Source organism: Enterobacter cloacae complex sp. P16RS2 (assembly GCF_014982155.1).
GTDB classification, from domain to species: Bacteria; Pseudomonadota; Gammaproteobacteria; order Enterobacterales; family Enterobacteriaceae; genus Enterobacter; species Enterobacter cloacae_M.
In genome coordinates this window covers 52,444-65,061 of sequence record NZ_JADCKW010000026.1, presented here as the reverse complement: position 1 = coordinate 65,061, position 12,618 = coordinate 52,444, and the positions used below count along the sequence as shown (strand labels likewise).

At 54.7% G+C, this 12,618-nt stretch carries 15 protein-coding genes; 7 read left to right on the top strand and 8 right to left on the bottom strand.

From position 1 onward, the window contains the following. The first annotated feature begins 232 nt into the window (after positions 1 to 232). The 3 genes from INF68_RS16910 (at position 233) to INF68_RS16900 (ending at position 3,190) form a co-directional block, all read left to right on the top strand. Entirely contained in the window at positions 233 to 1,276 is a 1,044-nt protein-coding gene (locus tag INF68_RS16910; RefSeq protein ID WP_227412891.1) for a GlxA family transcriptional regulator, read from the top strand. Positions 1,277 to 1,324: 48 nt separating this feature from the next. Next, entirely contained in the window at positions 1,325 to 2,149 is an 825-nt protein-coding gene (locus INF68_RS16905; protein ID WP_109845714.1) for an AraC family transcriptional regulator, read from the top strand. A 75-nt stretch (positions 2,150 to 2,224) separates the two neighbouring features. Next, entirely contained in the window at positions 2,225 to 3,190 is a 966-nt protein-coding gene (locus tag INF68_RS16900) for a DMT family transporter (protein WP_126787388.1), read from the top strand. Between the two features lie 39 nt (positions 3,191 to 3,229). On the opposite strand, the gene INF68_RS16895 is transcribed toward INF68_RS16900, so the two are convergent. Further along, complete coding sequence (locus INF68_RS16895) at positions 3,230 to 4,879, bottom strand: methyl-accepting chemotaxis protein (protein WP_126787389.1); 1,650 nt, start codon at positions 4,877 to 4,879, stop codon at positions 3,230 to 3,232. A 244-nt stretch (positions 4,880 to 5,123) separates the two neighbouring features. Between INF68_RS16895 and ytfE the strand changes: the two genes are divergently transcribed. After that, entirely contained in the window at positions 5,124 to 5,786 is a 663-nt protein-coding gene (gene ytfE, locus INF68_RS16890) for an iron-sulfur cluster repair protein YtfE (RefSeq protein ID WP_126787390.1), read from the top strand. A gap of 96 nt (positions 5,787 to 5,882) precedes the next feature. Here ytfE and cycA read toward each other — a convergent pair whose 3' ends face one another. Next, positions 5,883 to 7,292, bottom strand: coding sequence for a D-serine/D-alanine/glycine transporter (cycA, locus tag INF68_RS16885; RefSeq protein WP_039261038.1), 1,410 nt, complete (start codon positions 7,290 to 7,292; stop codon positions 5,883 to 5,885). A 311-nt stretch (positions 7,293 to 7,603) separates the two neighbouring features. Next, the gene (gene fklB, locus INF68_RS16880; RefSeq protein WP_008502892.1) at positions 7,604 to 8,224 is read right to left on the bottom strand and encodes an FKBP-type peptidyl-prolyl cis-trans isomerase; all 621 of its coding nucleotides are present in this window, start codon (positions 8,222 to 8,224) and stop codon (positions 7,604 to 7,606) included. A 233-nt stretch (positions 8,225 to 8,457) separates the two neighbouring features. On the opposite strand from fklB, the gene INF68_RS16875 reads away from it, so the two are divergent. Next, positions 8,458 to 9,102 (top strand): OapA family protein, encoded by a 645-nt coding sequence (locus tag INF68_RS16875; RefSeq protein WP_063409286.1) that lies wholly within the window; start codon positions 8,458 to 8,460, stop codon positions 9,100 to 9,102. Between the two features lie 67 nt (positions 9,103 to 9,169). On the opposite strand, the gene rplI is transcribed toward INF68_RS16875, so the two are convergent. Genes rplI through rpsF form a run of 4 tightly spaced genes read right to left on the bottom strand, consistent with a single transcriptional unit; the run spans position 9,170 to position 10,609 of the window. After that, positions 9,170 to 9,619: a 50S ribosomal protein L9 gene (gene rplI, locus INF68_RS16870; protein ID WP_023310148.1), complete on the bottom strand. Its 450-nt coding sequence runs from the start codon at positions 9,617 to 9,619 to the stop codon at positions 9,170 to 9,172. Between the two features lie 41 nt (positions 9,620 to 9,660). Beyond that, positions 9,661 to 9,888 (bottom strand): 30S ribosomal protein S18, encoded by a 228-nt coding sequence (gene rpsR, locus INF68_RS16865; RefSeq protein ID WP_000135199.1) that lies wholly within the window; start codon positions 9,886 to 9,888, stop codon positions 9,661 to 9,663. A gap of 4 nt (positions 9,889 to 9,892) precedes the next feature. Beyond that, positions 9,893 to 10,207 carry a primosomal replication protein N gene (gene priB, locus INF68_RS16860; protein WP_008502895.1) on the bottom strand — a complete coding sequence of 105 codons (315 nt, stop codon included), beginning with the start codon at positions 10,205 to 10,207 and terminating at the stop codon, positions 9,893 to 9,895. Between the two features lie 6 nt (positions 10,208 to 10,213). Then, positions 10,214 to 10,609 carry a 30S ribosomal protein S6 gene (rpsF, locus tag INF68_RS16855; protein ID WP_014068637.1) on the bottom strand — a complete coding sequence of 132 codons (396 nt, stop codon included), beginning with the start codon at positions 10,607 to 10,609 and terminating at the stop codon, positions 10,214 to 10,216. A 341-nt stretch (positions 10,610 to 10,950) separates the two neighbouring features. Here rpsF and yjfY point away from each other — a divergent pair, with 341 nt between their 5' ends. Next, positions 10,951 to 11,226 (top strand): DUF1471 family protein YjfY, encoded by a 276-nt coding sequence (yjfY, locus tag INF68_RS16850; protein WP_029740378.1) that lies wholly within the window; start codon positions 10,951 to 10,953, stop codon positions 11,224 to 11,226. A gap of 166 nt (positions 11,227 to 11,392) precedes the next feature. On the opposite strand, the gene yjfP is transcribed toward yjfY, so the two are convergent. After that, a complete protein-coding gene (gene yjfP / locus INF68_RS16845) occupies positions 11,393 to 12,115 on the bottom strand; it encodes an esterase (protein ID WP_109845710.1) in 723 nt (240 codons plus the stop codon). Positions 12,116 to 12,252: 137 nt separating this feature from the next. Here yjfP and bsmA point away from each other — a divergent pair, with 137 nt between their 5' ends. Then, the gene (gene bsmA / locus INF68_RS16840) at positions 12,253 to 12,582 is read left to right on the top strand and encodes a biofilm peroxide resistance protein BsmA (protein ID WP_029740376.1); all 330 of its coding nucleotides are present in this window, start codon (positions 12,253 to 12,255) and stop codon (positions 12,580 to 12,582) included. Positions 12,583 to 12,618: the final 36 nt, after the last annotated feature.

Here is a 12,618-nt window from a genome sequence, read left to right as displayed (position 1 = left end):
CTACGACCAGCTGGACCATAGCCGCCAAAAGCCGTTATTACGGGTAATTTCACCATAATTTGTTCTCTCGTGGTCGTGGATTTATTTTATTAAGTAAGTGCGATAATTTCAGATATTAGTTTACAAATCACCGACAAAAGCTAATATGAAAATCCAGCCAAAACGCTGACTTTTTTGGCCACGGCAACGATGAGCTACCAAAAATAATAGTCAAAACAGGTATTAATCAAAAATGACAAATACACAAATAGGATTTGTGTTATGTGAACGCATGCTAAGTTCCGGTCTCAGTCTTCCGATTGAAATGTGGAAAGCGGCAGCCAGTAGCTATTTAGCTGAGCAAAAAACAACATCCCACGCAGGCACGCACAAACCGGAGAAGTCACCCTTCAGGCTCTGTCGCCCGGAGAATATTCTGAAGGTGAATACCATTGGCATAAACAGCGAGCCCATCCTGACGCACAGTGGCTTTAGCATTACCGCCGATACTACACTTGCCGCAGACAGATACTATGACGTTATCTATCTTCCTGCCCTATGGCGCAATCCTCGCGCAGTGGTCAGACAACAGCCTGAACTTCTGGAATGGCTGACCGAGCAGGCCGCGCGCGGAACCCGCATCGCCGCCGTAGGAACAGGCTGCTGTTTTCTGGCGGAGTCGGGACTGCTCAACGGAAAGCCCGCCACCACCCACTGGCACTACTTCAAACAATTCTCGCGCGATTACCCCAGCGTAAAATTACAGACAAAGCATTTTCTCACTCAGGCCGATAATATTTTCTGCGCCGCAAGCGTTAAGGCCCTGTCAGATCTGACGATCCATTTTATAGAAAAAATATACGGGAAACGTGTAGCCACACATACTCAACGGACATTTTTCCATGAAATTCGGAGTCAGTTCGATCGCCAGTGTTACAGTGAAGAAAACAAACCCCATCCGGATGAAGATATTGTTCAAATTCAAATCTGGATAAAAGCCAACTGCTCCTCGGATATATCTATGCAGAATCTTGCAGATATGGCTGGCATGAGTTTGCGCAACTTTAATCGCCGCTTTAAAAATGCCACCGACATGGCCCCTCTGCAGTATTTATTAACCGCCAGAATTGAATCCGCCATGACAATGCTGCAATCCACCAACCTGTGTATTCAGGAGATTGCAAATGCGGTTGGATATCAGGATATTGCGCACTTTAATCGCCAGTTCAAGCATAAAACCACGGTTTCACCGGGGGATTACCGTAAGACCGTCCGGGCAAAGATGTTTAGTGCATAAACGCCGGTCATCTCTGATAATGAAAAGATGACCACGAGGAGGCTCAACGTGCAAGGCGTACCGGAACAGTTTAATGATGAAAGAGACAGCGCGCGCTTTCGCCATCTGGCGCAGCTGCCGGGCCTGGAGCTTTATCACGCGCATATTTCTGACTACGCCTTTGAGCCTCACACCCATGAAGCCTTCGGGATCGGCACGATTGAAACCGGCGCCGAACGCTTTCGCTATCGCGGTACTCAGCATCTCGCGGCGGAAAAATCCGTCGTCACCATGAACCCGGACGAGATCCATACCGGTGAATCCGCCACCGAAGGCGGCTGGCGCTACCGGATGGTCTATATCGAACCCGACCTGCTGGAAGAGGTGACCGGCCTCCGGCACTGGTGGTTTAGCGATGTCACGCGTCATGACCCGCTTCGCTCGCAGCAAATCGGCAGGCTGATTTACGGCCTGTGGCACACGGACGATCCGCTTGCGCAAAAAGGATTACTGCTGGATCTGATTGAGACCTTCCGGCCGCTGGCCCATCACGCGCCTGTGATTCAGGAAGGCGCGCACCGCTTCGAACGCGTGCGCGAGTATCTGCATGACAACTATATGCACGCCCTGACGCTGGACGAGCTGGCAAGCGTCGTATCGCTCAGCCCGTACCATTTCCAGCGCCAGTTCAAAGCCCATTTTCACGTTACGCCGCACCAGATGCTGATGGCCATTCGCCTCTGGCGCGCCAAAGCGTTCCTCACCCACGGCATGCCTGCGGCAGAGGTCGCCGCCGCAACCGGACTGACCGACCAGTCTCATTTAACCCGCGCGTTTACCCACCGCTACGGCATTACCCCCGTGCGCTACCAGAAGCAGGTCACCCGGCGCTAATGCGCAACCTCATACAATACGCGCGCATTTTCCCCTCCTACACTGCATACAGCGTAAATACCTGTGGATGGAAAAATGATTAGTGGAGTGTTGTATGCCCTGCTGGCCGGGATGATGTGGGGACTGATTTTTGTCGGCCCGCTGATTGTGCCCGAGTATCCGGCAATACTGCAGTCGACCGGGCGTTATCTGGCGCTGGGGCTGATTGCCCTGCCCCTGGCGTGGCTGGGACGCGCGCGCCTGCGTCAGCTCAGCCGTCAGGACTGGGGCACCGCGCTGGCGCTGACCATGATGGGCAATCTTATCTACTACGTTTGCCTCGCGAGTGCCATTCAGCGTACCGGTGCGCCGGTATCTACCATGATTATCGGCACGCTGCCGGTCGTCATCCCCGTCTTTGCTAACCTGCTCTACAGCCACCGCGATGGCAAACTGGCGTGGTCAAAAATGGCGCCGGCGCTGGTATGCACCGCCGTGGGGCTGGTATGCGTCAATATTGCCGAGCTGCGTCATGGGCAGGCGGATGTCGACCTGTGGCGTTACGGCTCAGGCATTGTGCTGGCGTTCATTTCCGTGGCGTGCTGGGCATGGTATGCCCTGCGAAACGCGCGCTGGCTGCGGGAGAACCCGGACAAGCACCCGATGATGTGGGCGACTGCGCAGGCGCTGGTTACGCTGCCCGTCTCGCTGGTGGGCTATGCCGGCGCGTGCATCTGGTTAGGCCACCAACAGCCAGACTTCGCCCAGCCCTTCGGGCCAAGACCCTGGGTGTTTATCGGCCTGATGGTGGCGATTGCGGTGCTTTGCTCATGGGTTGGCGCGCTGTGCTGGAACATTGCCAGCCAGAAGCTGCCAACGGTGATTTTAGGGCCGCTGATTGTCTTCGAAACCCTGGCCGGACTGCTTTATACCTTCCTGATGCGCCAGAGCTTGCCGCCGTTATTCACGGCCTGCGGGATCGCGCTGCTGGTGGTGGGGGTGGTGATGGCGGTAAGAGCGAAGCCGGAAAAACCGAGGGTCGTTCCGGCGTCGGAGATGTGATTTTTGCCGGGTGGCGGTCCCGCCTTACCCGGTATGATGTTAAAACGTTTCCCAGTTCCCTTCAGACACCGCCGCTGCGGGCTGCGCTTTTGGTACATAGGTTTTCACCGGCGCCGCTTTGATCGCCTGGTTGCGGGTGATTTTGAATACCGCAACCGCTTCGTTCAGGCGTGCAGCCTGATCTTCCAGCGCCGCCGCCGCGGCCGCAGACTCCTCTACCAGCGAGGCGTTCTGCTGGGTCACGCGGTCCATCTCGGCTACCGCCTGGCCCACCTGGTCAATACCGCGGCTCTGCTCGTCAGAGGCCGAGGCAATTTCGCCCATGATGTCGGTGACGCGGGTGACCGCATTGACGATCTCCGCCATCGTCTCCCCGGCTTCGTTAACCAGCTGAGAGCCCGCGTTCACGCGCTCGCCGGAATCATCGATCAGCGCTTTGATCTCTTTCGCCGCCTGGGCGCTGCGCTGGGCGAGAGTACGCACTTCCCCAGCCACCACCGCAAAACCACGGCCCTGCTCGCCCGCGCGCGCCGCTTCCACCGCCGCGTTCAGCGCCAGAATGTTAGTCTGGAAGGCAATACCGTCGATTACGTTAGTAATTTGCGCGATTTTACTGGAACTGGTGGCGATTTCGTCCATCGTACGCACCACGCCTTCAACCACGTTACCGCCCTTCTTCGCCGTTGAGGAGGCGTCCAGCGCCAGACGGGAAGCCTGACGCGCGTTATCGGCGTTCTGCTTCACGGTTGCCGTCAGCTGTTCCATGCTGGCTGCCGTCTCTTCCAGAGACGCGGCCTGCTGCTCGGTACGGGAAGAGAGGTCGTTGCTGCCGGCAGAAATTTCACCGGCACCGGTGTAGATGGTATCCGCGCCTTCACGCACCACGCCCACGGTGTTCGCCAGCGAGGTCTGCATCTCCTGAACGTTGCGCGCCAGGATAGCCATTTCGTTCTTACCTTCAGCCTGAATCGGCTGGGTTAAATCCCCTGCCGCAATGGCGCGAATATGGTTAATCACCTCTTCCAGAGGCAGCAGCAGCACGCGGCGCATGGCTACCCAGCTGGAGATAATCACCACAATCACCAGCAGCATAACCGCAGAGAGGATCCACAGGATGCGCTTGTAGTCGCTTTCATTGTCCTGGATGCCTTTATCGGTAAGCGTTGCCTGCGCTTCGCGCCATTCACGGTAAACCGCCTGCATTGCGGTCTGCTTTTGCTCCGCGTTCTGCTTGAACATGTCTTCCAGATTGCCCTGGCTCAGCAGGACGTTCATTTGCGTCAGCGTTGAGGAGTAAATGCGGTACTGCTCTTCCAGACGCTTGGCCAGGTTCTCGTCCAGGCCCGGCGTATTTGGCAGGGCATAGTATTTATCGAAATGGACCTGCGCATCGGCGAGCAGATTTTTCGCCGTGTTGACCAGCTCATTGAGCTGCCCACCGTTAATCTGAGAGGCCATGCTGCTTTGCAGACGCAGCATCCCGCGGTTCAGCGTCACGCGCGCCTGGTTCAGGCTGATCCAGGCATCGGTAAACTCGGCCACGTTCTTGCTGGAGAGCTGCGACACGGTGAAGTTGTCTTTATCGTTATTCAGCGCGTTGATAAAGATACCCGCGGAAATCACTTGCATGATGCCGAGCACAAGCAGCACCGAAATCAAAAGGGTAATGACTTTTATACGTTTAAACATGCGTTGCCTTTGTTATATGCAGGTTTGTCTGACGTGGATATATCGGCAGGCGCAGCGGGTTGTTTACTGTTTCTACACCTTTAAAAAGTTTCTAAACCACTTTCCTGAGCCCATTCAGAGAGTTAAACAGGCTATTTTTTTGTGATCCTCATCTCATTTTTACCCGTCCCTCTAAAGGGTTATAGCGCCGACTTAAAGATGCATTTAATATGCATCTTATGTTATTGATGACGAGGTAACTGCTATGGCCTTTCGCGACCAACCCCTTGGCGAGCTGGCGCTCTCCATTCCTCGCGCTTCTGCGCTGTTTCGTAAATACGATATGGATTACTGCTGCGGCGGTAAGCAAACCCTGGCGCGTGCGGCCTCACGCAAGGAGCTGGACGTTGAGGTGATTGAAGCAGAGCTGGCGCTGCTGGCCCAGCAGCCCGTCGACAAAGACTGGCGAACCGCCCCGCTCGCTGAAATCATCGACCATATCATCGTGCGATACCATGACCGTCACCGTGAACAGCTGCCGGAACTGATCCTGCAGGCGACCAAAGTTGAGCGCGTCCATGCCGACAAACCGTCCGTACCGCGCGGTCTGGCGAAATACCTGACCCTGCTGCACGAAGAGCTTTCCAGCCATATGATGAAAGAAGAGCAGATCCTCTTCCCGATGATTAAACAGGGAATGGGAAACCAGGCGATGGGGCCTATCAGCGTGATGGAAAGCGAGCATGATGATGCGGGCGAACTGCTGGAAGTGATCAAACACACCACCCACAACGTCACGCCGCCGCCAGAAGCGTGCACAACGTGGAAAGCGATGTACAACGGCATTAACGAGTTGATTGACGACCTGATGGAGCACATCAGTCTTGAGAACAACGTTCTGTTCCCGCGGGCATTAGCTGGGGAATAAAAAAGGCCGCTGCGGCCTGATGCCCTCACCCCGGCCCTCTCCCACGGGGAGAGGGTGTAAAAACTAAAAACGGCAACCGAAGTTGCCGTTTTGCCTTTACCTTACGCCTGCCATACGTTTCTTACCGATAAACACCCAGCCCAGCCCCAGCGCGATAAACCACAGCGGCGTGACGATCAGCGCCTGACGGGTATCATCTTCCAGCGTCAGCAGAACCAGCACGAAGACGAAGAACGCCATGCACACCCAGCACATCAGCTTGCCCAGCGGCATCTTGTAGATCGATTTCTCATGCAGGTGCGGGCGCTGCTTGCGGTACACCAGGTATGAACAGAGGATGATGGTCCAGACGAACATAAACAGGATCGCCGAGACCGTGGTGATCATGGTGAACGCGCCAATCACGCTTGGGTTTACGTAGAGCATTACCACGCCGCCCAGCAGGCACATGCAGGAGAAGGTCAACCCTTTTGCCGGTACCGCGCGCTTCGACAGCTTGGCGAACGCGCTCGGCGCCACGCCTTCCTGTGCCAGGCCAAACAGCATACGGCTGGTGGAGAACACGCCGCTGTTCGCGGAAGACGCCGCAGAGGTCAGCACCACGAAGTTAATCAGGCTCGCGGCAGCAGGCAAGCCTACCAGCACGAACAGCTCAACGAACGGGCTCTTGGTTGGTACCACGGAGCTCCACGGCGTCACGGACATAATGACGATCAGCGCGAAGACGTAGAACATGATGATACGCAGCGGAATAGAGTTAATCGCGCGCGGGAGAGACTTCTCGGGATCTTTGGTCTCCGCTGCCGTCGTGCCCACCAGCTCAATGCCCACGAACGCAAATACCGCGATCTGGAAGCCGGCAAAGAAGCCGCTAATGCCTTTCGGGAACCAGCCGCCGTCATTCCACAGATGGGTAAACGACGCCTGAACGCCCGTTGGCGACTGGAAGTGGGTGAGCACCATCACCAGACCCACAACGATAAGCCCGACAATCGCCACGATTTTGATCATCGCGAACCAGAACTCCATCTCACCGAACATTTTAACGGTGGCGAGGTTCAGGCTCAGCAGCAGAACAATGACCGCCAGCGAGGCGACCCAGTCCGACAGCCCCGGGAACCAGAACTGCGCGTAGGCGGTAATCGCCACGACGTCAGCCATACCGGTGACGACCCAGCAGAACCAGTAGGTCCAGCCGGTGAAATAGCCCGCCCACGGCCCGAGCAGGTCAGAAGCGAAGTCGCTAAAGGATTTGTATTCGAGGTTCGAGAGTAGCAGTTCACCCATTGCACGCATCACGAAGAAGAGCATAAAGCCGATGATCATATAAACGAAGATGATCGACGGCCCGGCGAGGCTGATCGTTTTGCCTGACCCCATAAACAACCCGGTACCGATGGCACCCCCAATCGCAATGAGCTGAATATGACGGTTTGTGAGATTGCGCCGTAGCGACTGTTCAGACGTCGCCTCTTCTGTAGCGGCGACTTTGACCTGATCTACCATGTAATTTTCCTGTTTATGCCTGTCTGTGTTGTTAAGGCTCTTCTGGCCTTTAAAAACGTCAAAAAAATGACGGTCCCTCTGTAAGGGTTTATCGATATTAGGTAAGAATCGGCGGGATGAATACTATGATTTAGATATTATGTTAATAATATGTTGAAAGTGAGTGTCATATCACTCATACAGCGCGAAACAGCTCACAAAAATACACGCAACAGTTTCTTTTGCAAGATAAAATGTTGATAACACCGTAACTATAGGTTTATGCACTATTTTCCTCTCCCCAAACGGGGAGAGGAAATAAGAAAATTCGATTACAGAATTTCCAGCAGCTCGACTTCAAAGACCAGGGTGCTGAATGGCGGGATGGACGCACCAGCGCCGCGCTCGCCGTAGGCCAGGTTATGCGGGATAGTCAGTTCCCATTTGGAACCCACTGGCATCAGGGTCAGCGCTTCAATCCAGCCAGCGATCACGCCGTTAACCGGGAACTCAGCCGGTTCGCCGCGCGCCACGGAGCTGTCGAACACGGTACCGTCGATCAGTTTACCGGTGTAATGCACGCGAACGTGGTCGGTACGCGCCGGGATTGCGCCGTCACCCTGATTGATCACGCGGAACTGCAGACCGGATTCGGTGCTGTTCACGCCTTCACGCTCACGGTTCTCTTCCAGATATTTCACACCTTCGGCCGCCATCTCTTCGAAGCGCGCGCGACGCACGGCGTCAGCACGTTCGTGGATTTCACGCAGCGCACGGTGCACAACGTCTACCGGAACGGCAGGCTGTTTGCCTTCCAGCGCGTCAGCGATACCCGCCACCAGCGCTTCTGGTAACAGACCTTCCAGGCCGGATTCGCTCAGCTGCTGTCCTACCTGCAAGCCGATACCGTAACTTGCCTGCGCTTCGATAGTGTCAAAAGTCGGGGTGGTCATGGGTTTTCCTTCCATCACATTTAAAGTAGCGGGCAGCATATCAGCCATGCCCTTATGGGTAAAACTTTGTCTGAAGTTAAGGTGACAAACCGCGACGAAACAGAAACAATAGAGATAACCAGGATTAATCCCGAACTGATGTCACGGATGTCGGGTTTACTACGCCGTTCAGGCAGTTAGCAAACTATACTTCGGGGCACAGGATAAAAAATACGCGGAGCAGGAGGAGTGCCATGCCCGGGCGATTTGAACTGAAACCTACCCTGGCGAAAATCTGGCAGGCGCCGGACAATTTTCGCATCATGGACCCGCTGCCTCCTCTGCATCGCAGAGGGATCATCATTGGCGCGCTGATGGTGATCGTGGGCTTCCTGCTTCCTTCCGGGGGCGATGATGTCGATACCGCCCCCGTCACCCGCAATGCCCAACTGGACATTCAGTCGCAGACGCGGCCGCAGCCTGACGCACAGCCGATGCAAACGCAGCTTGTGACCCCGTCTAACGATCCGGGTCAGGTCGCGCCGGTTGAGCCAGAACCCATTCAGGATGAACAGCCGCAGGATCAAGCCGCCGCCCCGTCTCAGCCTCAGACGCAACAGCCTACCGGCATTGAGCAACAGTGGCGTTCCTATCGCGTAGAGCCGGGCAAAACGCTGGCACAGCTGTTCCGCGACCACAACCTGCCGCCAACCGACGTGTATGCCATGGCGAAGGTGGAAGGTGCGGGTAAACCGCTCAGTAACCTGCAGAATGGACAGATGGTACAGATTCGCCAGAATGCCAGCGGGGTGGTGACAGGGTTAACGATTGATACGGGAAATGGGCAACAGGTACTGTTTACCCGCCAGCCAGACGGCAGTTTTATCAGGGCGCGTTAAGACCCGGATCTGTAAAAAGCAAAACGCCGGCACAAGGCCGGCGTTTCAACGTGAGCAGAGTAAAAAATTACTCAGCTACAACGTTAACAACCAGTTTAGCGAACACTTCGCTGTGAACCTGGAAGTCAACTTCGTGCTCACCAGTGGTACGCAGAACGCCGTTCGGCAGACGAACTTCGCTCTTAGCCACTTTAACGCCTGCTGCAGAAACTGCATCAGCGATATCGCGGGTACCGATGGAACCGAACAGTTTACCTTCGTCGCCTGATTTAGACGCGATGGTAACGGTGCCCAGTGCGTTGATTGCTTCAGCGCGAGCGTTAGCAGCCGCCAGAACGTCAGCCAGTTTGGCTTCCAGTTCAGCGCGACGTGCTTCGAAAAACTCTACGTTTTTCTTGGTAGCTGGAACAGCTTTACCCTGTGGAACCAGGAAGTTACGTGCGTAACCCGCTTTAACGTTAACCTGATCACCCAGGCTGCCCAGGTTTGCTACTTTATCAAGCAGAATAACTTGCATTACCTTATCCTCTTAAAGTCGTATTAATGGACCGTGCCCGATTACTGATGACGATCAGTGTACGGCAGCAGGGACAGGTAGCGAGCGCGTTTGATAGCGCGAGCCAGCTGACGCTGGTATTTTGCACGAGTACCGGTGATACGGCTTGGGACAATCTTACCGCTTTCGGTGATGTAGTTTTTCAGCGTTGCGATATCTTTATAGTCGATCTCTTGAACGCCTTCCGCGGTGAAACGGCAGAACTTGCGACGACGGAAATAACGTGCCATATGGCTAGTCTCCAGAATCTATCAAATCAATCTGCTCGGCATGCAGAACCATTTTGCTCAGGCCGTTCTTTGCCTTGTGGCAAGAGATGAACCCCTGAACGATTACTGCGCTACCGACCGTTAAACTGTGAGTAATGGCCTGGTTTTCGTGTCCGCTAATAATAACGGGCATTTGGCACCACGCCTGCCGGTGAAACCCGGCTTCCTCTTGCACAGAACGATGCTCAAGCACGAACTGGCAATGCGGAATTCCTGATGGACTGACCTTTCGAAGGGGAGCCCTGCATACGATGCCGGACAACGCCAGACGGTTGGTCATCAGAAATTACTCTTCAGAATCCCCAGCATCAGAATCATCTGCGGTTTCGTTTGCGAAATCATCGCGACGCTCACGGCGCTCGTCTTTCGCTTTAACCATCGGAGATGCTTCGGTAACTGCGTTTTTGGTACGCATAACCATGCTGCGGATAACGGCATCGTTGAAGCGGAAGGTAGTTTCCAGCTCATCGATCACTTCCTGCGGCGCTTCAACGTTCATCAGAACGTAGTGTGCTTTGTGCAGTTTGTTGATCGGGTAAGCCAGCTGACGGCGGCCCCAGTCTTCCAGACGGTGGATCGTACCTTCTGCACCAGTGATGGCAGCAGAGTAACGCTCGATCATACCCGGAACCTGTTCGCTCTGGTCAGGATGGACCATAAAAACGATTTCGTAATGACGCATCGAATTGCTCCTTACGGATTATTCAGCCTCCTGTCTGGGTCAGCCGAGGCCCGGGGAGGCAAGGAACGTGTTAAAGGTCGGCTGAAAAATTGACGCGTCATAATACTTGCGCGCCCCTGGAAACTCAAGCTGATTGCACAAATAATTCGTACAAAGCGCGAAGCGGGTCTAAGTGGGTGATTTAAAATTGGTCACACCCGGAAGCGTTGTTTTTTTGAACAACTGCATCAGAAATGGTCACGCATCCCCGCCGGATGAGTGATTACACTTTAATCAGAGATCGCCTGAATTAAAGAAGGAGCATCCCCCCTCTCGCAGCACGTAGTCGTGGAGCGCATATCATGAAAAAAATCGCATTAGCCATAATGGCGGCGCTTTTGCTCAGTGCAAACGCGATGGCAGCCATCAAGATAGACAGCCGACAGGCCAGAAACATGGATGATGTGCAAAGCTTGGGCGTAATTTACATCAATCATAATTTCGCCACGGAAAGTGAAGCAGATCAGGCATTAAACGCAGAAACCGATGCGCAGGGCGCAACCTATTACCACGTGATGTTAACCCGTGAGCCCGGCAGCAACGGCAACATGCACGCCAGTGCAGATATTTACCGATAACGCTTTAACGCTAGCACCAGGAAAGCCAACAACGAGAACATAGCCATAGATGACGTTGCCCCCTGCCCGGGGGCTTTTTTTTGAATGGTTCCGGAATACTCCCGGTAAAAGAGCCCCCTGAGATCATCCGCAAGCGGGAAGATCAGGGCGTCAAAGTCCTGCGCGTTTAAAGGTGCTGGCGGAAAAACGCCACCGTGGCGTCGAGCGCCGTTGGCGTGATGCGGTGGCGGACGCCCGGTTCCCACAGGCAGGTCAGATTACCGTCCAGCCCTTCATTCATTAACGCCTGCTGCAGACGGAAGGTTCCCTCAGGCGGGACCACATCATCCGCGTCACCGTGCCACAGCAGCAGCGGGCGATCGGCCACGCGCGGCAATGCCCGGGTCACTTCCCACTCTGCCAGCGTCGCGGTCATTTCCGTTAAATCCTGAGGGGGAAAAAGGGTCTTCGCCAGCGAAGTAAAGTAGCCCGAGCCCATCAGACAGGCGACAGACTTCACTTCAGGATGATGCGTCATAATCCCCAGCGCCGTCATACCGCCCATCGATGCCCCGGCTACCGCCAGACGATTGTCGGCCACCAGCCCTGCCTCATAAAGCGCATCGCGCAGCCCGGAAAACTCGGTCAGACTCCCGTGCAGAATGTGCCAGAACTGCCCCAGCCGCGCCTGTTCATTACCCGTAAAGCGTGCGCCGTGGTCGGGTGCATCTGGCATCACCACGCGAAAACCCGCCTGCGCCAGCGCTACCGCAAAATAACTGTAAACCAGCTTCGATGAGGTAAACCCATGATAAAAAACCACAACAGGCAGCGGTTTATCACGTTTACCCTCTGGCATCGCGTGTAAAACTTCATGGTCGCCGAGGTGGCGTATTTCAATTTCAATCATTGTCGACCCTGTGCGAATCTATGATTCATAATGTTGAGAACTGGGTTACGCTTTCGCGTCATTTTCATTCGAAATATACGTCCCAGATAACACTTCGGGAACATTCCCCCAAAACTAAATTCACAGACAACTACACTATGGCTATCAGGAAACGAGATATGGTTATGCGCAGGTTTGCTGCTTTATTGCTGGTGTTTCTGCTGAGTGGCTGTAGCGCGCTGCAGGGAACGCCGCAACCCGCTCCACCGGTCGCCGATCATCCACAGGAGATTCGTCGTAATCAGACGGAAGGATTACAACGAATGGGCACCATCTCCGCGCTGGTTCGCGGCTCTCCGGATGACGCAGAATCGGCAATAAAAGCACAGGCCGTCGCCGCCAAAGCAGATTATTACGTCATCATTATGATCGACGAAACCATCATAACGGGACAGTGGTATTCACAGGCCATTTTGTACCGTAAATAATGGTTTTCCTTTGAACGAGATTTACACTGCTTTGCG